This window comes from Vibrio sp. S9_S30, from assembly GCF_014694455.1.
Classification (GTDB): Bacteria; Pseudomonadota; Gammaproteobacteria; order Enterobacterales; family Vibrionaceae; genus Vibrio.
The window spans coordinates 91024-114453 of sequence record NZ_JAAUWT010000011.1 but is presented as its reverse complement, the minus strand read 5'-3'; the positions used below and the strand labels follow the sequence as shown (position 1 = coordinate 114453).

The 23430-nt window shown below is 44.6% G+C and carries 19 protein-coding genes; 16 read left to right on the top strand and 3 right to left on the bottom strand.

The window, feature by feature from the left end:
- Nucleotides 1-350 precede the first annotated feature (350 nt).
- Both HC752_RS14375 and HC752_RS14370 read right to left on the bottom strand, forming a co-directional pair.
- Entirely contained in the window at nt 351-2327 is a 1977-nt protein-coding gene (locus HC752_RS14375) for a replication initiator protein RctB domain-containing protein (protein ID WP_190335863.1), read from the bottom strand.
- 398 nt (nt 2328-2725) lie between these two features.
- Nucleotides 2726-2875, bottom strand: a complete 150-nt coding sequence (locus tag HC752_RS14370) for a hypothetical protein (protein ID WP_190335862.1) — start codon at nt 2873-2875, stop codon at nt 2726-2728.
- 955 nt (nt 2876-3830) lie between these two features.
- Between HC752_RS14370 and HC752_RS14365 the strand changes: the two genes are divergently transcribed.
- The 16 genes from HC752_RS14365 (at nt 3831) to HC752_RS14290 (ending at nt 23032) form a co-directional block, all read left to right on the top strand.
- A complete protein-coding gene (locus HC752_RS14365; RefSeq protein WP_190335861.1) occupies nt 3831-5051 on the top strand; it encodes a ParA family protein in 1221 nt (406 codons plus the stop codon).
- A 3-nt stretch (nt 5052-5054) separates the two neighbouring features.
- Nucleotides 5055-6029, top strand: coding sequence for a ParB/RepB/Spo0J family partition protein (locus tag HC752_RS14360; RefSeq protein ID WP_190335860.1), 975 nt, complete (start codon nt 5055-5057; stop codon nt 6027-6029).
- 155 nt (nt 6030-6184) lie between these two features.
- Nucleotides 6185-8233 (top strand): GNAT family N-acetyltransferase, encoded by a 2049-nt coding sequence (locus HC752_RS14355; RefSeq protein WP_190335859.1) that lies wholly within the window; start codon nt 6185-6187, stop codon nt 8231-8233.
- Nucleotides 8234-8769: 536 nt separating this feature from the next.
- Nucleotides 8770-9033: an STAS domain-containing protein gene (locus tag HC752_RS14350; RefSeq protein WP_190335858.1), complete on the top strand. Its 264-nt coding sequence runs from the start codon at nt 8770-8772 to the stop codon at nt 9031-9033.
- Nucleotides 9034-9052: 19 nt separating this feature from the next.
- Nucleotides 9053-9412 carry a response regulator gene (locus tag HC752_RS14345; protein ID WP_190335857.1) on the top strand — a complete coding sequence of 120 codons (360 nt, stop codon included), beginning with the start codon at nt 9053-9055 and terminating at the stop codon, nt 9410-9412.
- A gap of 50 nt (nt 9413-9462) precedes the next feature.
- The gene (locus HC752_RS14340; RefSeq protein ID WP_190335856.1) at nt 9463-11553 is read left to right on the top strand and encodes a chemotaxis protein CheA; all 2091 of its coding nucleotides are present in this window, start codon (nt 9463-9465) and stop codon (nt 11551-11553) included.
- Nucleotides 11554-11562: 9 nt separating this feature from the next.
- Nucleotides 11563-12066 (top strand): chemotaxis protein CheW, encoded by a 504-nt coding sequence (locus tag HC752_RS14335; protein WP_190335855.1) that lies wholly within the window; start codon nt 11563-11565, stop codon nt 12064-12066.
- A 3-nt stretch (nt 12067-12069) separates the two neighbouring features.
- A complete protein-coding gene (locus HC752_RS14330) occupies nt 12070-12534 on the top strand; it encodes a chemotaxis protein CheW (RefSeq protein ID WP_190335854.1) in 465 nt (154 codons plus the stop codon).
- A gap of 11 nt (nt 12535-12545) precedes the next feature.
- Nucleotides 12546-15341: an aerotaxis transducer Aer2 gene (gene aer2, locus HC752_RS14325; protein WP_190335853.1), complete on the top strand. Its 2796-nt coding sequence runs from the start codon at nt 12546-12548 to the stop codon at nt 15339-15341.
- Entirely contained in the window at nt 15326-16186 is an 861-nt protein-coding gene (locus HC752_RS14320; RefSeq protein WP_190335852.1) for a CheR family methyltransferase, read from the top strand. The genes aer2 and HC752_RS14320 overlap by 16 nt, the downstream gene beginning before the upstream one ends.
- A 7-nt stretch (nt 16187-16193) precedes the next feature.
- On the top strand, nt 16194-16844 hold the full coding sequence (locus HC752_RS14315; RefSeq protein ID WP_190335851.1) for a chemotaxis protein CheD: 651 nt from the start codon (nt 16194-16196) through the stop codon (nt 16842-16844).
- Entirely contained in the window at nt 16837-17880 is a 1044-nt protein-coding gene (locus HC752_RS14310; RefSeq protein WP_190335850.1) for a protein-glutamate methylesterase/protein-glutamine glutaminase, read from the top strand. Before HC752_RS14315 ends, HC752_RS14310 begins: the two co-directional genes overlap by 8 nt.
- Before the next feature lie 29 nt (nt 17881-17909).
- On the top strand, nt 17910-19076 hold the full coding sequence (locus HC752_RS14305; protein ID WP_190335849.1) for a methyl-accepting chemotaxis protein: 1167 nt from the start codon (nt 17910-17912) through the stop codon (nt 19074-19076).
- An 11-nt stretch (nt 19077-19087) separates the two neighbouring features.
- Nucleotides 19088-19387, top strand: a complete 300-nt coding sequence (locus tag HC752_RS14300; RefSeq protein WP_190335848.1) for an STAS domain-containing protein — start codon at nt 19088-19090, stop codon at nt 19385-19387.
- Nucleotides 19388-19408: 21 nt separating this feature from the next.
- Nucleotides 19409-21079, top strand: coding sequence for an ATP-binding SpoIIE family protein phosphatase (locus tag HC752_RS14295; RefSeq protein WP_190335847.1), 1671 nt, complete (start codon nt 19409-19411; stop codon nt 21077-21079).
- Nucleotides 21080-21367: 288 nt separating this feature from the next.
- Complete coding sequence (locus tag HC752_RS14290) at nt 21368-23032, top strand: DUF342 domain-containing protein (RefSeq protein ID WP_190335846.1); 1665 nt, start codon at nt 21368-21370, stop codon at nt 23030-23032.
- A gap of 37 nt (nt 23033-23069) precedes the next feature.
- On the opposite strand, the gene HC752_RS14285 is transcribed toward HC752_RS14290, so the two are convergent.
- A complete protein-coding gene (locus HC752_RS14285; RefSeq protein WP_190335845.1) occupies nt 23070-23429 on the bottom strand; it encodes a GFA family protein in 360 nt (119 codons plus the stop codon).
- Nucleotide 23430: the final 1 nt, after the last annotated feature.

Sequence of the window (23430 nt, the reverse complement as noted above, 5' to 3'; positions counted from 1 at the left end):
TTGATCATTCTTCCCTAATTTTAGGTCGAAGAAAAAATACGTTTTCTATTTCAATCAATTAGGCTCACCATCTCTCCAAAACGTTCACTCTTCATCAACGTTCTAGTCCCGCTCTCTCTTGTGGTTCCTTTCAATTTCAGACAAAAAAATAGCAGGTCTTTCAACCTGCTAAAGTAAGTCATTGTTTGAATAAACAATTGAGCCGTTTATTAATCCATTGGAAAGAACAACAAGTGTTGCTCTTCTGGGGGAGAATAAACCACTCGCACGCAATCTTGTCAGGGTATTGTCAAATTTATCAAAAACTTAACGCTTTCTGCGACGCGAACATTTCAGTGACACAAGAAGAATTATCCCCCTGCTGAGACTTCATCCAGTGCACGCATGACTAATTCATCAATATGCCCTTCGAAAACCTGCTTACACACCTTTTTGCGCACCGCTAATCCTCTGATGAGTTTTTCAATCGATAGGTGGTTCACTTCGCGCTGACCATTGAATAACTCGATCGTTTTACTCAATACCTCATAGGGGATAACATCCTGACCCACTCTCAGCCAATCGAGCTTCTCTATGAGCTCCTGACACTCCTCTCTGATTGATCCGGGAGAATGTCCGGTCATAGCGGAAAGAGCCGTTATACTGCGTTCTAGAGCCTCTGGGGAGGTATATTTGGACAGAGTGATCGTCAATTCGTCCGCGTTGATTTCGACGAGGTGCTTTCGCAACTTGACTCTGCGCCCAAGCCTGCCCTTCGGCGAAGACGGTTTGCATTGAATCGGTTCAAACTCACCATCAATGATCTCAGCAAGCTCTTCCAGTTTTTGCTTAGACACCATTTCGTGCCGTAATGGGTTAGGCAACGTTGGCGCCATGTTTCGCTTACCTGCGTTGGTGGTACGAGCCCTAGAGTACCGAAGCACCTCTTCAACATCGCATTTGATATCAAGTTGATAATCCACCACTTTGGACTTGTCTTCGATGTTGGTGACCGTAATGTGATAACCCCATAGGTTAACCACAAACATATCTTCGGTGCCCTCCCCTTCCGATAAGCGCTTGAGCTCGCGCATGAGATCCATAGAGAATCTACGCCATTCGATGTTTCTTGCGAGTTTCAAGTTCAACTCACTCAGCAGCATCGTATCGGTAAACCGACGCGACATGCGGCTACGGAAGAAGGAATACAATTGGAAGACGAGCGTATGTTGGCGAAGAATTTCCGGTGGAAAGAGGAAGAAATAATCTCGAGTAAGAAGCTCTTCATAGAACGACGGCTCCCAAACGAGGATGTATAGGTTCGGTTTAATGCGTATTTCGCCCGCAGCGTCCTCTGAAGGGGCTTCTTCCGATGCGGTGATAGTTCTGGCCAAAAAACGAAAACGATCGCTCTTAAAGCCTTCTGGCATGTTTTCGCTCATCCACCGACCCGTTAGTTCATGAAGCTGAAAGTCGGTGTATTCGATCCTATCAATGCTTTCACGGATCGAGTCACGTGCCGGTCCACTGTCTTTCTTGCCACGCAACGCCAAAATATCCGTGATGTACAAAGGCGTCTTGTTTGGCACCTGACGGGCGTTCATCTGATAGTCTTCTTGATGATGCTCGTGGTATTGAACCGTGAGGGTAAACAGCGCAAACAACGTCATCAGATCGTCCACGGTCATGATGTTTTTTGACGATCGTGTCTCGATCACCGCCCGACTTCCTGAAATCGAGACCATCGATTTTTGGTAACTCTTACGAGTGCGTGGTGGTGCAAGTGCCTGATCAATGATCCCTGCCCAATTTGTTGGCGATACCACAAATTGTTCTGATTCATCTTTCATCGCGGGGGGAATATTTAACCCGTGTTCATTGAGTAAACGCCGATTTACTTGCGTCTGAGCCAACGCTTTCGAGCGTTTCTGTTTTTCATTCTGCTTACTTGATTCCGTCATCAAACTGGTGGCGCCTAGAACGGATATCAATTGGCTTGGGTTGACAAAGGAATGGAGCATGGTTTTTCCAGCCAGCCCCTCTTCAAAACGAACTGGGGTTTGTGTGAACAAACCTATACTCACTGCGGCTCTTAGGCGTTGCTGGATAGCGGCTCGTGTCAGTTTCCCATCCGTGGCTTCCACTAACTCTGTTGTTGAGACGTACCCATCTTTGCTGGAGAATCCACGAAGCGAAATTAAGTTCAATAGCTCGATAATGCTTTTGGTGACGCCTTTGAAGTGTTGATACTGTTCAATCCAATCAACGATTTGCTCATTAACTAAAAACAGATGCCCATCTTTATGATTCCGGGGGTGCTTGATTAAGATCTTCTCTTCAGACGTCATTTGTTATCCATGGCCGCTTGACCGTAATTTTGCTATCTTTCCGAAAGAGTAAAGAAAAATTATTCATAAATAAAGAAAAAATTACGGCTCTTAAAAAACTGATCTTTATGATTAATTTGATCTAAATTGATTAAGTGATCATATGATCTAGGCAAGAATTTCTTTGTAAGCTGATGAAAGTAAAAGATTTATTTTTTTGCCGTTCAGAAGCATGATCATGTCAATATCGAAACGATGATCATTAAGTTATTGAAAGCATGATCAAAAAAATCAGAAACCATGATCATCAGTAGATCGAACGGATGATCAAGTGCTACACGAAACCATGATCAAAGCTCTCTAACAAGTTATCCACACTGAGCATCTTATTTTCCTTTCTACATTGTGGAAGATACGGATCAATGATCAAGTTCCAATACCAATATGGTCCGAATTTGTTGTGTCATTCTATTGAAATGCACTGTAAACAAGAAAAGCCCCCTATCTTTTCCACAACCCACGCTTTCTGAAGCATGATCAAGGCTGTCTTGCTCATCATTTGTGTCCATTGGATGATGCTCCGTTTATGGCTCGACAGAGGTTAAAAATAAGCAAGACCTTATTGAATCTACACTCTCTGTAAGTTGGGCGCTAATTTACATGCTTCCGGTGGAAGAAGACAACTTGATCATTGATCCGAATTGGATCTGTGTGAAGTCGGCAGCAATGAAATGCATTTTACGCTGATATTTCCCATGATCATTCTTCCTATGACGTCAATTATGCCTGAAAGCATGATCAAGGAAGCATGACTTGATCATGCTTCTGAATTTGTCGACTTCTTTTTCATATCGGCATCGGAGACGTCATGGCACCTCCTATTTAAAATTCGATTTACACCCCCCGTAATTTGTAGGCGTTCAATAATCGTTCCGTTGTTTTTCATAGGTCAAACGCCAACTTTCAGACCGCGAAGACGTTGTGCCCTCCCCTTTTTCTGTCCTCCTTGTGAGAACGCTTATTCAAACCCCAATCAATACGTTGCCATCTTTTGTTGTCTGTACTTTTCGACCTGAGCTTATCTTTGGCTGATTGACCTGTATTGAAAATCGTACTTTCTCAGAATTAATAAGAATTCATATATAGCTAGTCAATTTAACGTGTTAGTTTGTGGCGTGTTGACATTGTCCTACGAGGAATCGGTTGAAGGTTTTGATGGATTTTCGGTTAGGTCATAAAAGTGACAGCTGACATTCCTACGGGGATCGTTTGGGTTTACAGCTTAGCTAGAGAGATTTCGTTTACAGTGTAAATAAGTGATGCTGTAACACTTTTAATTTAACGCAGTATGTGACCCGAATAGGCGTAGTTTTTAAATCACAAAAGTGTCATTTTTTCAGGGAATTCGACTAAATAGATTTATTTAATGTGATTTCGCTCTAAAGTGGTTGGTCACCTTTTTATTGTCTATTGTAGATAATGCTGTACAATGCGGAAATAGTTAATTCGTTTGGATGCCTAAAGATGAAGCGAGAAAAAACAATAGAAAATCTAATCGAGTTGGCTGAACAGACTCAACAAGTTCAAGCCGACCGAATTGAAATCGTATTAGAAGAACGCAGTGACGATCATTTTCCTCCAATGTCGAAAGCGTTGATGGAGACGCGTTCAGGTTTAACCAGACGCAAACTAGACGATGCTATTGGGAAGCTAGAAGAGAATGGGCATCAATTTACAAAGAATAATGCCAATCACTATTCGATATCCCTTCAAGAAGCGCATATGTTGATGGATGCGGCTGGCATCCCTAAGTTCCATGAACGTAAGAAGAATGGTGATAACAAACCATGGATCATCAACGTGCAAAATCAAAAGGGGGGCACTGGGAAATCGATGTCGGTGGTTCACCTCGCTGCATGTTTAGCACTGAATTTAGATAAGCGTTATCGCATCTGCTTGATTGACCTTGATCCTCAAGGTTCATTACGACTCTTTCTTAACCCACAAATCAGCGTGACAGAGCACGACAACATTTATTCCGCTGTCGATATTATGCTTGATAATGTTCCTGAAGGGGTTGAGGTTGATATCGAGTTTTTGCAAAAGAATGTTTTGCTCTCGACTCAGTATCCCAATTTGAAGACGATTTCGGCGTTCCCAGAAGATGCCATGTTTAATGCTGAAGCGTGGCAGAGCCTATCTCAAGATGCCTCTTTGGATATCGTCCGTTTGTTAAAAGAAAAGCTCATAGACAAAATCGCAGGTGAGTTTGATATCATTATGATTGATACCGGTCCCCATGTGGATCCTTTGGTATGGAATGCGATGTACGCGTCGAATGCACTTTTGATCCCCTGTGCAGCGAAGAGATTAGACTGGGCGTCTACGGTTAACTTTTTTCAGCATCTTCCAACGGTTTATGAAATGTTCCCTGAAGACTGGAAGGGGCTTGAGTTTGTCCGCTTAATGCCGACGATGTTCGAAGATGACAACAAAAAACAAGTCTCTGTATTAACAGAAATGAATTACCTATTAGGTGAGCAAGTGATGATGGCGACGATCCCTCGCAGCCGAGCATTTGAAACCTGTGCTGATACCTACAGTACCGTATTCGACTTAACGGTAGGGGATTTTGAAGGGGGCAAGAAAACCCTTTCTACGGCGCAAGATGCGGTTCAAAAAAGCGCATTGGAATTAGAGCGTGTAATGCACAGTCACTGGTCATCACTCAATCAGGAGTCTTAATTTATGGCACTGAAAACATCCGAATTGAATGCTAAGTTGTTTGGTAAAGCCAATAAGCGCCGAGCAACATCCCCACAAGAAGCGCAAACTGCCGCGAAAGAAAAAGCACAGTTTATCGAACTTGCTGTCGCGGGGCAGGATTTGGTCTCTTTTGAGCTCGTAAAAGTGCCTGCTGACAAAGTGGAATCGGACACGCTGGTGTTTGAACAAAACGCTCGTGAGCAGTCCTTCCTCAATCAGCACGCATTGTCTGATATTTTATCGACCTTGGAAGAAAGAGGGCAGCAGTACCCAGCGGTTGGCCGTCGTACTCATGACGGGAAAATTGAAGTTCTTGATGGTAGCCGACGTCGCATGTCGTGTATTTTGGCTAAAAAAGACTTCTTAATCTATGTGGCTGAAAACATCGAAACCGAGCACGCCAAGTTCTTATCCGATGTTGCGAATGCTCATAAGCCGTTGTCACTGTATGAGCGTGGTCGTGAAATGCAGGCAAAGCTAGACAGCAAAGAAGCCACCGATCAAAAAGCATTAGCAACGTTATTCCAATGCAGTGAAGCCTTAGTGAGTGGGGCATTGAAAGCTGCCGCATTGCCGCTTGAATTGCTCCGTGCTTATCCTAACGTTGGGGATTTAGGTCGACCAACCATTGTTAAACTGCACAAACAATTTTTTCAACTGACGACAGAACAGCAGAAATCGTTATTGAAAAAGTGCCACGGCAAGAACGGATATGTATGGCAAAACACACAAACCCAAGGCGTTAGCCGTATTACGAAAGAAGTGACGGAGCAGCTTGAAGCTTGGATAGAGGAATTGTCGCCAAGTAAGAAAGCCGCAAGTTCAGAAAAAGTCGATTTGGTAAAAGGTCGTGTGAGTTACACCAGAAAAGGCAACGCACTTTCTTTGAACATGAAAAAGGTCGATAACCAAACGATGGATGAGATCTTAGCCTTTTTGCAAGAAAAACTCTCTTAGAGAATCATGGTTTCCCTTTCAATGAAAGGCCGCTTGACTAAGCGGCCTTTTTACTTTTTCTGTTATGGGCGCTGTCTGTTTTTGTCTTCTTGAGCTTGCCGCAGGATCACTGATAACATGCCACCCAATCTTCGATTATTTTATGCAGGTTTTACGTGACCCACTCGGACTACATTACCCAGCTTTTCAATATCGCCGCCCACAATCAGTACCGTTATTTGGTGGAAGTATCCGGTGGTGAAGAGTGGGTTGAGACTACACTCGAATCTGCCATTCAATACGCAATCCCTACGAGTGAACGTGTTTTCAAGCTGGGAGGGAAGCCACTTCGAGGCGCCGACACAAAGCCATTCAAGTATGGGACGAAATTACTCGGCACAGAAATGAAAGCGCTCATCTACGATTGTTCCGATGGGTTCGATGCCAACAGTTTTACGGCTGCTTGCGGTGCTGTTGTGGGAGGCGGAGTGGTCTTTTTGGTTAACCTCCATAAGTTAACGAATCATTTCGGTACGCGTTGGTTGCAAGTACACCTAAAGAGTGCGATACACATTGCACAGTCGAAAAAGGTGCCAGTGCTACCAGAAAAGTTGCTTCAGTACCCTCCGTCTACTTTTGACGACCAGTTATTGGCGATTGATGCTATTCAAAAAGTTCTCACTGGAAAACGAAGGCGACCGCTTGTCATGACGGCCGACAGGGGGCGAGGGAAGTCTGCCGCAATCGGTATTGCTGCGGCGAAGATGATGGTGGATTATAAAGTCGATATTCTTGTTACCGCGCCCTCCACTCTCGCAATAGCCCCTATTTTTGAGCATGCTCAGCAACAGCTTGGTGTAGAAAAGAACAAGCGAGCGCATGTCATCGAGTTGGAAAACGGGAGTCGCTTGCGTTTTATTGCTCCAGATGAATTGCTGTTGACCTTGCCAGTCTGTGATTTACTCATTGTTGATGAAGCATCGGCGGTTCCTATTCCGCTTCTTATTCGCATGACGGAGCGCTATCACCGCATGGTTTTCTCAACTACGGTGCATGGCTATGAAGGCTGTGGACGAGGGTTTACGCTTAAGTTTACTCGATGGTTACAGCAGCATCGTGCTGGTTGGCGTTCCCTGTCCTTAAGTCAGCCCATTCGGTGGGCGAAAAATGATCCAGTTGAAACCTGGTTATTCGATGCCTTTTTGTTGGATGCGGAACTCGAAGAAAATGGCTTTTCATCTGAAATGGATACGGAGCATTTGGCTTTTTCTCGCCTAGATAAAAGCGTTCTTCTTGAAGACAAAGCCCTTCTTAAACGTTGCTTTGGTCTACTCGTTAATGCTCATTATCAGACCACCCCCAATGATCTGTTTCAGATACTCAATGACGACCACGTTGCACTCTGGCTGGCAACGATGGAGGGCAATAAACTTCTTGGCGTTCTCACGACGGTAAGAGAGGGGAATCTTCCTTTGGATGTGATTTCCGACATTGTGAATGGGAAAAGGCGACCAAAAGGGCATTTGGTTCCTGCCAGCATAGCGAACCATCTGGGGTTCGATGAAGCGGCACAACAGCAGAGCGCGCGGGTGATGAGAATTGCGGTTCACCCAGATGCTCAAAGACAAGGTGTGGGGGCTAAAATGTTGTCCGAGCTTCATGCTCATTTAGATGATATTCAGTATTTGTCCACCAGCTTTGGCGCAACCGATGAGCTGCTCCGCTTTTGGCAGGAAAACCAATATCAAGTGATTCGAATTGGCAATACGAGAGACCAAGCCAGTGGTTGCCATTCTGTCATGATGGTGCGTCCAAGCACTCATTTATCTTGGTTTCAAAGCGCCATTCCGTATTGGCAAAATAACTTTATTTCGCAACTACCCAAAGGATTGAGCACACTCGAACCAGCCTTGGTTTCTCAGTTCTTTTTGCAATGGCGATCAGAAGCACCGATATTGTCTGAACACCAAATCCAAATGCTATCTCGCTATGCGCATGGTGGTAATGGCGAGGCATCCATCAGCCATATCTTAAGTGCATGGTTGATATCCACGTTACCTGAATCAAAGAAAGTCACGCTCTACCCATTCATAGCGTTATTTTTGCAGCATCACACTTGGTCTAAGGTTTCGAGCCAGTACGGTTTTACCGGAAAGAAAGCACTCGATGCTTACTTGCGTAAGCAAGTGTTGATTGCGCTTAAGGATTTACAGTGTAAATCGTAAGAAATTTCAAGAGTTACCCATGTCACCATGAGACGGCGGATACAGATCGTTATCTGCCGTTTAGGCGTTAGGCAAGAATAACGTTAAACAAGGAAAAGTTTGTATATTCCTAGTCTGGCGGAGTTTAATGGACGTAGACGGATAAAGTCGACTTTTATACCCCAAAAGATGCCCCACCATAAATCGCTAACGGTCTGAAATTTACAGTGTAAATTTTGTTTTCCCTTCCAATCACATTTACACATTTTTTAGCGAATAACGAAAAAAATAAATTATTTTTTTGGTGATGATTGAGCCCCAAAAATGAGTTCCATTAACGAGATTAGAAAGAATGTCGTTTTATTTATATATTTGTTTATTAATGAAATTTTTACGCGTATCGACAATTAAATGGCTAAATTTTGGTGTGTGCAGTCATTTGCACTTAAGTGTAAATTAAGCCGATTACGTACTTTTATTGTTGATAAACAAAGAATCTCTCCTACACTCAAATCAAACGTCAACTCCGATAATGGATAGGTCGAAGGGATGGGTATATGGAACGTCAACTAGAAGAATCCTTAGAGATTGGTAACGTCCTAAACATCAAGAATGAGTATCAACAATGGCTCGATTGTCACGAAGAGCTAATTATTGATGCTTCCGCCGTTGTTAGAGTTGATGCTGCTGGATTGCAAGCATTGGCGTCTCTTTTCTTTAGTGCCAAGCTGGCAAATACTGATATACGACTTGTCAATGTTCCTATTGATTTACAAGAAAGTATCAAGTTACTCGACTTACAAAGTGTGTTTGAAAATTAAGGAATTGAGAGGGATTTTTATGACCAAGATTCTCGCTGTCGATGACTCTGTATCGATCCGTCAAATGGTTAGTCACACTTTAAGGGACGCTGGTTACGATGTAGAAACCGCGAACGATGGGAGTGATGCACTAAAAAAAGCAAAAATGACCAAGTTTGATATCGTGATATCAGACGTAAACATGCCAATTATGGGAGGGTTTGAGCTTGTAAAAGCCATCCGAGGAAACCCTCATTATAAGTTTATTCCTATTTTGATGCTGACGACAGAAACCAGTATAGAGAAAAAGCAACAAGGCAAATCGGTAGGGGCAACGGGGTGGTTGGTCAAGCCATTCAATCCTGAAACACTCCTAAAAACCATCAAGCGCGTTATATAAAAGCAACGCACATGTAAGAGAGCGCGATGCAAGATTTAGGTAGGTGATCTATGGCTTTAGATATGAACCAACTTCGTAAGATGTTTTACGAGGAATGTCGTGAAAACTTAGAAGTGCTCGAAACCATATTGTTGGACCTCGACCCAGAGGACGTCGAGTTAGAAACCATCAATACCATATTTCGTGCCGCCCACTCAATAAAGGGCGGTGCCGCCACTTTTAATTTGCTCGACATCAGTGAGTTCACCCATAACGTCGAAGCTTACCTAGATGAAGTCCGCAACGGAAAAATGAGCCTCACTCGGCGCAGCGTCGATATATTGCTTAAAAGTTGCGATTGCATTACCGAAATGCTGGAAGGGTATGAAAACGATACACCTGTCGAGTCAGCGTTAAAAGAAGAAGTGAATCAAGCTTTAGCGTTATTGCTTGATTCTCCAGACAGTGCTCCAGCTCAACCCTCTTCATCAACGGAGGAAACTGGGGCACAGTCTGATCATGCTGAAAGCTCACCTGATTGTGCTCCTTGGCATGTCTCTTTTACCCCACATTCTGATTTATTCTTTAGTGGTAATGACCCACTTAGAATTCTGGGTGAAGTTGTTGAATTGGACCCAGATTGCAGCATTGTATGCAATACCTCTGATTTACCCGAGTTAAGTGCACTTGAAGCAGAGCTTTGTTACTTGAGTTGGCAAATGACGCTTTCCGGTAGCATCGCTGAAGGTGATATCCGCGAAATCTTTGAGTGGGTAGAAGATCAGTGTGACTTGGATGTGCAGCGCGAAAATGCCCAAAAAGAGGAAGTTGCGCCGCCAGCGCCTGAGACAGAAACCGAAACAGAAATCATATCCCAAGAACCGCAAGTAGCCGCTCCCCCTGAGCTCAAATCGAAAGAACCTCAAAAGTCAGCAGCTAAACCCGCGAAATCCGAGTCAAGTGTGAGTTCGATTCGCGTGGATATCGACAAGGTGGATAGTTTAATCAATCTCGTTGGCGAGTTGGTGATCACGCAGTCGATGCTTACCGAGATTGGGAATGATTTCACGGTCGATAAATTGGAAAAGTTGAAATCGGGGTTGGATCAACTTCTGCAAAACAGCAAGGACCTCCAAGAAAACGTCCTGAATATTCGTATGCTTCCAATGAGCTTTGCGTTCAGCCGATTTCCAAGGTTGGTACGCGACTTATCCAGCCGTTTGGGGAAACATGTTGACTTACAGATAAAAGGCGAAAATACCGAGTTAGACAAAACCGTGTTGGAACGCATTGTGGACCCGTTGGTTCATTTAGTAAGAAATGGAATCGACCACGGTTTGGAACTTCCAGAGCAAAGGCAAGCGCAAGGAAAACCAGAGATGGGCGTTATTGAGTTGAACGCTTTCCATCAAGGGGGCGCCATTATTGTTGTAGTGAAAGATGATGGCGCTGGCATCGATAGCAACAAGCTTTGGCAGAAAGCGTTCGATAAGGGGGTGTTGCCCCCTGAATCTCGACGTGAAGAAATGACCGACAAACAAGTGGTGAATTTGATATTTGCTCCGGGTTTCTCTACCGCAGATGAAGTGTCGGATATTTCTGGGCGTGGTGTTGGTATGGATGTTGTTAAAAGAAACATCGAAGAGTTAGGGGGGCATATTGAAGTTGAATCCCGACTTGGTATTGGCAGCACGTTTACCATTAGCCTGCCACTCACACTTGCTATTTTAGATGGGCAACTCGTTAAGGTTGCCGGAGAAGTCTACGTTATTCCGTTGCTGACCATTATTGAGTCCATTCAAATTGATACACAGTGTGTGAAACACGCGGCAGGTGGCGTCGAGTTATATCGTCTTCGAGAGGAAAATATCCCTGTGCTGCGTTTGCACGAAGAGTTTGAAATGGGGGAAAGCGGAGAGCTCGAAGGACGGATTCTTTGCTTGGTCGAAGCGGCCGGTAATCGAGTTGGGCTGTTGATAGATGAGTTGCTGGATCAGCAACAAGTTGTGATTAAAAGCCTCGAATCGAACTACAGCAAAGTTGCTGGTATTTCAGGGGCCACCATTCTTGGTGACGGTTCGGTCTCTTTGATCTTGGATATCCAAGGGCTGATTACCTCATTTTTGAACCGTCAGTCAGACAGTAAAGGCGTCGCGGCCTAAGGAGTCACCGTGAATGAAGCTATTCAGGTTGTCGAAAGCGACGCCATTTCCGATAGCGATATCAGCGAAAATGCTGATTTTCTAAGTTTTTGCTTGGCTGGCGAGCTGTACGGCATCGACATTCGAGATGTGGAAGAAATTCGCGTCTGGGAGCGACCCACTCCCATTCCTCGTTCCCCCAATTTTGTTAAAGGGGTCATCAACCTAAGAGGCATGATTGTACCTGTAGTGGATCTTCGAGTCCGTTTTGGTATTGGTGATTGCGTTTACCTTCCGACTACCGTGGTTCTCGTTCTTCGCTGTGCAAATGCGGATACGGATCGATTGATGGGGTTGGTTGTCGATGCGGTTTCCGATGTTGTGAGCCAAGGTAATAAAGAGTTGACCCCAGCTCTGGGGGACTCCGCGGTGACCCCATTTACGGTTGGGCTACTCAATGTGGAAGAGCAAGTGATGTCTCTGTTAGACACCGATGCATTGCTCAACATGGAAACCATACTTGAGGCAGGGTGAAGGATGGCAATACAAGAATTCCTGAGTTTCATCTTAAATGAAGAAGAATATGCAGTCCCCATTTTGGATGTGAGAGAAGTCAGAGGTTGGAGCAACGTACGCTCAGTTCCCAATGCACCTAGCTATTTATATGGTGTCTTAGAAATCCGAGGGGAATATGTTCCCATTGTTGATTTGAGAAAACGCTTCAATCTTGAACCAGCGGTCATTAATGCAACAACAGTGGTCATTGTTTTAAATGATACACATGGTCAGCCATTAGGCATCATTGTCGATGCGGTATCTGAGGTGTATGCCTTGGACACCAACGATATTAAGCCCGCCCCGAATATGTCGTTAACGGTAGATGAAAATTTCATTGTAGGCATCGTTCCGGCGAAAGAAGGGCATGTGATCTTAATTAATTTGGAAGCTCTATTTCATGTTGCAGAGCTCAATAACTTATCAGAAGAAAAAGTGCCCATGTGAGAGGTAATGTTATGCCATTTTGGAACCGGAAAAAAGAACAAGCAGAGCAACAGTTTGTTTCTAATGCCAAAGACAATCTAACGAAGAAGTCCGGCGCGATAAGTAATGAGCAATTACTTTCCGCATTGAATGCAGCGAAAACTGCTCTAATGATGATTGATCGAGACTTCAATATCACTTACGTCAACAGGCGTTCATTAGAGCTCTTAAAGCAGCATGAGAAGACTTTTCAATCAATTTGGTCCGGGTTTCGCGCAGACGAAGAATTTTTGATAGGGAATTGTATTGATGGTTTTCATGCCAATCCTGCTCATCAGCGCCAGTTGCTGTCCAATCCCGATAACATGCCTCATACCGCAACCATTCGAGTAAAAGACGTGCTGTTAGAGCTGAATGTTGGCGCTATTATCGATGCCCAAGGCAATTACAGCGGCAACACGTTGGAATGGGAGGATGTCACGAAGCAAAGGCAGCAGGAATCCAGCATTCTTCAGCTGCAATCGGCTGTCGATCAGGCACAGACGGCCATGGTCATGATTGACCGCAATTTTGAAATTACGTACATCAATCATGAAACGGTTTCTTTGTTTAAAAAGCATGAAGCGAAATTTCGCAGTGTGTGGCCCAATTTTACCGCGTCAGAGGATTGGTTAATGGGGCGATGTATTGATGGCTTCCATAAAGACCCATCCCATCAAAGAAAACTGCTCGATAACCCCAATAATCTACCTTATAGCACCGACATTGAAATTGCCGATTTAAAAATAGAGCTCAATGTTGCGTCCATCATGGATGCCCAAGGCAATTACATTGGGAATACTCTCGAATGGAGTGACGTGACTGAACAGCGTAAGCAGTCGACAGAAGTCGCGCGTTTGAGCGCTGCCGTGCACCAAGCGCAAACCGCTATGGTCATGATTGATCGAGATTTCTTAATTACTTACGCCAATCTCGAAACCATTAACCTGTTTAAAAAGCATGAGCATACGTTAAGAACGGTATGGCGCGATTTTACGGCGACAGAAGAATGGCTAATGGGGCGCTGTATTGATGAGTTCCATCAAAACCCTGCCCACCAGCGTAAAATGCTTGATAACCCCAATAATCTGCCTTTCAAGACCGACATCACCATCGCCGATCTAAAAATTGAGCTGAACGTGGCGGCGATTACTGACGCTGAAGGTAAGTACATAGGCAATACATTGGAATGGAAAGATGTGACGGAAGAAAGAGCAAAAGAGGCTGAAATTGGTCGATTGGCTTCCGCTGTGGAAGGCATGACAACCAACCTGATGATGGCCGATAGCAAAGGCATCATCCAGTATCTTAATCCGTCTCTCATCAAATTGCTCACCAGACGAGAAAACGCTCTTAAAAAAGTGCTGCCCGGATTCGAAGCCAGCAAGCTGGTAGGACAGAACATTGATGTATTCCATAAAAATCCAGCGCATCAACGAGGCATTATTTCTAACCCCGATAACTTGCCGTTTTCATCTAACATTGCTGTCGGAGATCTTGAGTTCAACCTGACATGTATTGCCATGCGAGATTCAGAAGGTAACTACATGGGACCCGCATTGCAATGGGAAGACATCACCGAGCAACAGGATGGTCAACGACAGGTCGAAAACCTGATTCAAAACGCAATAAAGGGCGAGCTCAGAAACCGAATTGATACCAGTACCTATAGTGGCTTTATGTCTGAATTAGGTAACGGCATTAATAACTTATTAGATGCGATTGTCGCGCCACTTGGTCAATGTATTGATGTCATGAGCGAAGTCGCAGACGGTAACCTGAACAAAAATATGTCTGAAGAGAACGAAGGGGAATTCGGTCGATTATCTGAAGCCGTGAATACCTCAATCATCAATCTTCGCAACATGGTTGATCAGATCACCACATCGTCATCAAGAGTTGCCACCGCTTCCACAGAAATAGCAGAAGGCAATAATGATTTAAGTCAGCGTGTTGAAGCACAGGCTTCAAACCTAGAAGAAACCGCAGCCAGTATGGAAGAGATGACGTCTACCGTTAGGCAGAACGCTGAAAATGCTAAAAGTGCAAACGATCTATCGGATGATGCAGCTAAAAAGGCCAGTAAAGGAGGCGAGGTTGTCGGACAAGCCATTGCAGCCATGGCTGAAATCAACAGCGCCAGTAAAAAGATCTCCGATATCATTGGTGTGATTGATGAAATCGCCTTCCAAACCAACCTACTGGCATTGAATGCCGCGGTAGAAGCCGCGAGAGCAGGAGAGCAAGGACGAGGTTTTGCGGTTGTTGCAGGTGAAGTGCGTAATTTGGCGCAGCGCAGTGCCGCCGCAGCGAAAGAGATTAAAGGCTTAATCAACGACAGTGTCGACAAGGTTGATGAAGGATCGAGACTGGTCGATGAATCTGGCGAAACACTCAACGAGATTGTCGACGCCGTAGCAAAAGTATCAGAACTGATTACTCAGATAGCGCAATCCAGTCAGGAACAAGCAACGGGTATCGATGAGATTAGCCGTGCGGTTGCCACTATGGATGAAATGACGCAACAGAATGCTTCCTTGGTGGAAGAAACGTCTGCAGCCAGCCAATCCCTTAAAGATGAAGGTAAAGAATTACTGAACTTAATGAATTTCTTCTCCACCGACAAAGAGGTGAAAACGTTCTCCTCACAGGAAAATGCTGGAGGCACCAGACCACAGGTCAGAAATGTTCCTAAGGTTCGAAATGCCCCTTTATCCAAACCAGCGAACCGGGTTGTTAATTCGGGAATACAGTTGAGTGAGGAAGGAGACGAATGGGAAGAATTCTGAGCCAAACGGAGGCAGAAAGTCCACTGGTCGGTCGAGAGTTTGAACTAACAGAACAGGACTTCAAATATATACAATATTTTGTCCATAAAAGCGTCGGCATCTTCTTATCGGATAAAAAGAAGGCCATGGTCTATGGTCGCATCAGCCGTATTTTGCGAGAACATGGTTTTCAGCGATTCACTGAGTACCGAGAATTGCTAGAAACAAGTGATGCCGAGAGAGTGAATTTTATTAATAACTTGACGACCAATAAAACTCACTTTTTCCGAGAGTTTCATCACTTTGAATATTTAGAACAAGTGATGATTCCTAAGTGGTTCAACGAAAATAAAAAGCAGCTTAGATTTTGGTCAGCAGGGTGTTCAACCGGAGAAGAACCCTACAGTTACCTAGCGATGTTGAAAAAAGCGCACGTGTTTGAGCGGATAATCGATGTACGCATGCTTGCAACGGACTTAGATACCAACGTGTTGGCTAGAGCAAAACAAGGTATCTACAGCGAAGAAGTATTAACAAGCATTCCCAGTGAATACCTTAAAGGGGCATTCGTTAAGGGAAAAGGTCAAATGACCGGAAAAATAAAAATAAAACGTCAGTTACAGCAATACCTTACTTTTAATCAGCTTAACTTGTTAGCTGATTGGCCCATGGATCAGCAATTTGATGTTATCTCGTGTCGAAACGTCATGATTTACTTTGATAAAACGACTCAAGAGACACTTATTCGACGATTTTACAAACATCTTGCCGATGATGGTGTGTTGCTTATCGGTCATTCAGAGAGTGTTGGAAATTGTACTGACATATTCCGTCACCTCGGACACACCATTTACGTTAAACAGTGAGGCAAGAATGAAAGGATTACAGGCGAATTCTTCTATCCAAACGTTACAATTCAGCCGCTTTTACCATCAGCATAAGAAAGTGCATATGGTGAAAGTGATGCCTGGTGGCGTTTATACCAGCCGTGATCCTGAAGTGATTTGCACAGGGTTAGGATCGTGCATTGCCGCGTGCATGTGGGATCCACAAGCTCATATCGGTGGTATGAATCATTTTTTGTTGCCATTTAGCAATAACGCTGAAATTGAACACTGGCACCCGGCAGAAATTGTTTCTACTGCTTCACGATACGGCAATAACGCAATGGAAATTTTGGTAAACCAACTGCTTGCAGGTGGAGCTGTGCGAGAAAGGATTCGATTGAAATTGTTTGGTGGTGCGCAATTGATGGGAATAAGTGCGCTCATTGGTGATAAGAACATCGAATTTGCGCTGAATTACGCGCATGAAGAAAATTTCGAGATTGAAGCACAAGACTTGGGGGGGATCATCCCCAGAAAAGTGATGTTTGATCCCTTAAGTGGTCAGGCTTGGGTAAAACGCATCCGGTTCTCAGAAGTGGTGGCTAAGGTGGAACGAAGTGAAGCGAAATACGCCAAAGAGTTGAGTATAGAAAGCTATCGTTCTCATGATAATGATGCGGAGTTATTTAATGAGTAGCAAATTAAAAGTAATGATCGTTGATGACTCCCCAGTATTTAGAGCGCTGTTAACGGAGATCATCGAATCCGATCCCCAGTTGACCGTGGTCGCCGTAGCCGAAAATCCGTATGAAGCACGGGATCTTATCAAGCAGCATAATCCCGATGTACTGACCTTAGACATCGAAATGCCTAAGATGAACGGTGTGCAATTTCTTAAAAATCTCATGCGCTTACGCCCCATGCCAGTGGTGATGATTTCGACTCTGACTCAGCATGGTGCAGACATCACACTTGAAGCATTGGAAATAGGCGCCGTCGATTATTTCCCTAAACCGACCGTAGAAAGCACGGCAGAGATGATCCACTACAAACAAATGGTCAATGCCAAAGTGAAAATGGCAGCAGGGGCGAACGTAAAACACCACCACCACAGCCATCAGGCTGAAAAGCAAGCCAAAGTAAAACGCAAAAGTCAGCGATTTGATTTGATTGCCATTGGTGCTTCCACGGGAGGGACTGAAGCGGTACGTTCGGTGCTGTCGTCCTTGCCGTCGAACCTTCCCCCCATTGTGATCACTCAGCATATCAGCGCGTTATTCACCTCTTCGTTTGCACAGCGGCTTGATATGGCGAGCGAAATCACGGTGCGTGTTCTTGCCGTAGATTCAGCCCCACTTGTAAACGGTTGCGCGTATGTTGCCCCTGGTGACCAGCACATGGTGATTGTTAAGAGGGGCGGATGCTTGTATTGCGAATTGGATGATCGTCCCCCTGTTAACCGTCATAAGCCGTCTGTGGATGTCATGTTTGATGCCATAGCAGAGACCCTGAAAGACAGAGCCATTGGCGTGATTCTTACGGGAATGGGGCAGGACGGAGCCGCGGGTATGCTGAATATGAACAAAGCCGGTGCATTTACGATAGCACAGGATGAACAATCCTCAGTGGTATGGGGAATGCCTCGTGTCGCTGTAGAAGTAGGGGCAGTAGAAAAAGTCGTGTCACTCAATAAAATCCCAAAACTGATATGTGACTCGTTGTTTTCTTCCTGAATACTTCTGAATATAAGGGGTCTATAACCATGCAAAAAATAACAAATTTCGTAACGAATTGGTGGCTCATATTAGGCTTTCAGATGTTGGGGCTCAGTATCGTAGCAATGGAAGTGTCTTCGGTATGGGTGGTTGGATGGTCCGTGTTTATCGCCGCCACGCCTTGGATACTGATTAAGTCGCCACAAAAAGAAATCGATTCATTTGAGATAAAGCCTGAAAGCTACGTTGAACCTGTTTCGGATCGACGAGTACGACTGGATGACATCAAGCAGCTGATGGATGAAGAGATCCGTCACATTAAAGGAAGCTTATATAAGCAGCGTGGGGTGATTGATGAATCTGTTGTCACATTAAATGACAGCTTTTTTGGTTTACAAGAAGTCTCGCAGCGTCAAAGCCTTGTGTCAGAGACCTTAGTCAATAACCTTCTAGCCAACCAAGACAGTAAATACAGCCTGACTCAGGTACTCCCAAAGACGGAAAAGATATTCGCCCAATATATTGAAATTCTTGTCAGCGTGTCTGAAAAAAGCATCACTGCTGTACACAGCATTCACGACATGTCATCGAAACTGGACAATGTATTTCGCCTATTGGATCAGGTTCAAGGGTTGTCTGAGCAAACCAATTTGTTGGCACTGAATGCAGCCATTGAAGCTGCACGAGCCGGTGATGCAGGACGAGGGTTTGCTGTTGTTGCTCAAGAGGTGAGGAACTTGTCTCTTAAAGCGGAAGAGTTGAATGGGCAGATACAAAAAGAGATCACCGTTGCCCAAGGGACAATCAATGAAGCGAATCAAACGGTTGGAGAGATCGCGTCAATAGACATGACCGTGGCAATCGACTCAAAAGATCAAGTCGAAGACATGTTGCAAGGAGTGCAGCAGGTTAACGTCGAGATTAGGGACGAAATCGACAAATTACAAGGAATGGGGATGGAGCTTTCAGAGCAAGTGAGTAACGGTATTCGAGCGTTGCAATTTGCCGATATCGTTACCCAGCAGGGGCAACATGCAGAGCGTAGCGCCCAGTCGCTGGAAGATATGACCGTTCTAATCGGCAAATTTAATAAGCGAGAAATAGAGCTTTCAGAATTGACTCAAGGTATCGAAGAGCTTGTGGGTTATGCTCAAAACCGCGGAGAAGCCGCACAGCAATCCGGTATTGATGAAGGTGAAGTTGAATTATTTTAGGGAGAACAGCTATGTCAGTATCTGCTGAAATAGATAACAACCAAAGACGCGTCGTCATTTCGGTTGAAGGGGCATTTGGGTTTAATTTGGTTCACGAATTTCGCCAAAGTTACAGTCAGCAAAAAGGGTATCGCTTTGTCGTAGACTTTCGCAAAGTGGATTACATCGACAGTGCTGGTCTAGGCATGCTACTCAATATGCATAAATTCTTGCAACAGCAAGATGGTGATATCGTTATCACTAACAGCATGCCTCAAGTGAAAAGAATTCTACTGATTTCGAGATTTGATAAGAAGTTCTCAATCGAGTAATGGATTCAGGAGGGGTAGGTTATGAGAGTGCTGATTGTTGATGATCAGAAAACCAATAGGGAAATGTTTCGCTACATGCTAGCCAGTATCGCCAAAGAGATCATTCTATTTGAGAATGGCGAAGGGGTGGTGGATGCAATAAAAGAAGCCGATAGCCTTCCCGATGTGATCCTTATGGACGTTATGATGCCAGTGAAAGATGGCTTCTCGACAGCCAAAGAGATCCGTGAAGAATTCCCCAATGTGCACATGCCTATCATCTTCTTAACCGTTCTAGACGATCGTGATTCGTTTGGGCGTTGTCTCTTTTATGGCGATGATTTCATTCTTAAACCCGTAGGAAGAAGCACGCTGCTTGCGAAAGTACAGGCGCATTATCGCATTGCGAAAATGCACAGCGAAGTGAGTAAGCAACGAGATGAGCTGAGTAAATTCCGAGAACAGGTGAAATACGATTACGCCATCTCTGAATCCATTTTCACGAATCTTGCCGAAGACATGTACAAAAACATTGATGGCATAGAGTACATATCCAACCCTTCCACTGTGTTTAATGGTGATCTGATTGTCGTGGCGAATCGTCCTCAGGGTGGGGTTTACGTGATGATCGCTGATGCAACAGGTCATGGTTTGCCGGCGGCTATCTCGACCATTCCTGCCACGAGAGCTTTTTTCTCAATGGCGTCTAAGGGCATGTCACTGGGTGAGATTTTAGAAGAAATCAATACATCTTTAGTGCGGTTTCTACCACTAGGGATGATGGTTGCAGCGAACGTCTTTGAAATTCGTGCGAACGGGCTTGATGTAACGTGGTGGGGTGGGGGATTGCCAGACAGTTATATCCTCGACTCTTCTGGAAAAATCGTTAATAAACTCACCTCCATGCATATGCCGCTCGGCGTATTGAGTGGTGAAGAATTTGAAATCAATCTTGTACACCTTCGTTTAGAGCCCGGGCAACAAATTGTGTGCTATACCGACGGCCTTACGGAAGCTGCGAACTGTTCTGGAGAGCAATTTGGTGAAGACAGGCTTAAACAGGTTTTAAATGAGTGTGAGCCTAATGCGGTCATTCCATCTTTATACGAAGCGGTGAATGTTTTTTCAAACACCCATAAGGACGATGATTTATCCATCCTCACTATGACATTTCCGATTCACAATGAAGCAGGGCAAATCCCTGATTCTGAGTTGCCATTTGTTGGCAAGGTGCCATTAAGTACTCGGTTAAGCTTCTCTAAAGAGATCCTGAGTTGCGTCACGGTTATGGCAGAGGTTCGCCACTACATTTCTGGTATCGTGAGCGGAGGTCCCAATCTTGATTTAGTGTGCTCTGTCTTGTCGGAGCTCTTTGCCAATGCCATTGAGCATGGGTTACTTGGGTTGGATTCGACCCTCAAAAATGATGAAGAAGGCTTTTTTACGTATTACCAGCAGCGAGAAGAAAAACTAAAAGCGCTCAACGAGAATGCCATGCTAACACTGGAGCTTGAATATTTGCCTGAGAAGAATCAGTTGGGGATAACCATTGAGCATACTGGCGAAGGCTTCAATTATCATAATTTAAATATGGTTTCTGATGAAGACAGCTATGGTAGAGGCATTGTTTTGGTTTCGGAGCTATGTGAATCACTTGAGTATTCCAACTGTGGTAAAAAGGTGAAAGCGGTTTATCAGTTTTCTCAGTACTAGGGATTTGATTTGAGCTTGTAATATTTAATTTGAGCTTGTAGTGTAATTGCTTTGATGGATAGACTAGATAAGTTTCAGCTCCTTACCGAATATGTAACTGGAATTTGAGCAATTAACATTTAGAGATGAACAATATTGTGAGCCTAATGTTAAAATTTGACGTTATGGTGACGTTGATGTGCTTGTATTAGTGACCACAGCCGGAAAACGTGCATATTTTAGTTAAATCTCGGGGTGAATTCGTTACACTCATTCCAGATATGAAGTCTTATTTTTGAGTGACGGACTATGTGGAAAGAGTTCATCCGACTTTCAGATGATGATCAAAGTGTTATAGCACAGATGCCCGCCGATATGACTGTCGAGTCTGATTTCGGTGAGCAAGGTCTTAATCACGCCATCGAAAGCTTGGGTGCGGCTTCTTTCTTCTTAGACGGTGGAGCCGTAAAAACGTTTATCAGTGCTGCTCGTAAAACAAAAAAAGAAGCGTTTCAGGGCATCAAAATTGCCTACCGAAAAAACGCAAGTGTGACCGTTGAGCTTGACGATAACGATATGATCGCTCGTATGATTGTTCAAGGCGCACAAGGGGGGAGAGCACTTCGAGGCAGCGAAATTGTGGAAGCGCTGTCCACCGCGAGAGTAACCAAAGGCATTAATAAACTGGCTTTAAAAAAGGTACTGGCTATGAGCCATAAAGTACCGCCGGGGCAGGAGTTCTCTCAGGCAGTCGCCATTGGTCAGCGCCCTATTGACGGTAAAGATGCTGAATTCATTCCACTGTTCCCCGACATAAATAGCCGCGTACTTAGACCACAAGAGGTCAATACCATTACTCACCGCGTAGATATGCGCAACCTCGGTGAAACCATTACCGTTGCTGAAAACGAAGCCCTTTTGCGACGTCAACCCGCCACGAAAGGGACGCCTGGATTTACCGTTTGTGGTAAAACCATTCCCCCTAAGCCCGGAACCGACAAACCGCTGCGTGACGGAAAGGGAACCTATATATGCAAAGACAACCCGAATTTACTTCGAGCCTCTGTGTCTGGAATGCCCGTCATGAAGAAAGGCTCAAACGTTGAAGTGGATAACGCGTTGTGTTTAAGCAAAGTGGATGTGTCAACCGGCCACATTAAATTCAAAGGATGTGTTGTGATTACGGGTGATATCGAACCTGGTATGAAGGTATTGGCGACAGGTTCAATTACCGTGGGTGGTTTTATTGAGTCGGCAGATGTCCAAGCTCATGGAGATATTACGGCGGCAAAAGGTATTATTGGTCGTCCAGTAGGAGAAGGGACAGAACATGCCTGTATTGTCCGTTCTGGTGGCTCTATAACCAGTAAATATGCTCAGTACGCAACAGTACAAGCTCACGATGACATTACGCTTGCCATCCACAGTTTGCAAAACGAAGTCCGTTGTGGAGGCGACTTAAGTGTTTGTGATGCGAATGGCAAGCAGGGCACACTGAGTGGTGGCAACACCCAAGTGGGCGGAAAAATTACTTGTGTGAATTTAGGTGTTGAAGGCGATTCTGTTACTAACGTGGAAGCTTGCGCCCGCTATAAAAAGTACAAAGCCGGTATTGAAAAGCTAAAAGAGAACTATAAACAAGTTCAAGAAGAAACCATGAAAGTGGTTCGGGCGGAATTGGAGCTTTCCAAAACCCCGAAATCAGAGCGGACCCAAGACATGGTAGACCATGTTGCGTCTTTAAAAGAGAAAAACAACGAGCTTCTTAATCGAACCAAGAAAAAGCTCGATGCGGTTGAACTTGAATTTGAGCAGATGCTTGCGGTAAATACCATCACAGTGAAAAACAAAGTGTATTCGAGAGTGACCGTCAGGTTTGGTGACGACACCGTGGTTACACGCCGTGAACACGGCCCTTCCATACTCTCTTACAACCATTATGAAATTAGCTTTGAAGCGATGATAAAGAGCTAAACGTCGTAAGCCGGACGCTTTTTCGTCTATAGCCTCTTCAGTCTAGATACTTCCATGTATCAGCCCCATCAAAGTGACGCACTCGAATAGACTCCACCATTTGTCTTTCAAACAATCGAAAATTCACGCCCACTCGATCCTTCCCTGCTTTATCTGTTGCCGTGTAATGGGTATGCACTTTACATATTGGGCAGTGGTGGAAATGAATCATTCTATCGCCCCATTCATATCCATCGGTCACACCGGAAGTCACTGTCATGTCAACTTCGGACGACGTGTAGTAGCCGTATAAAGGTGCGGCTCTAAAGCAGTGCGAGCAATTGCATTGAGTCAAAGTGTCTGGAAGGGTCTTTACTTGCAGTGTGATGTTGCCACAATGACAGGTTCCGTGTGCCATA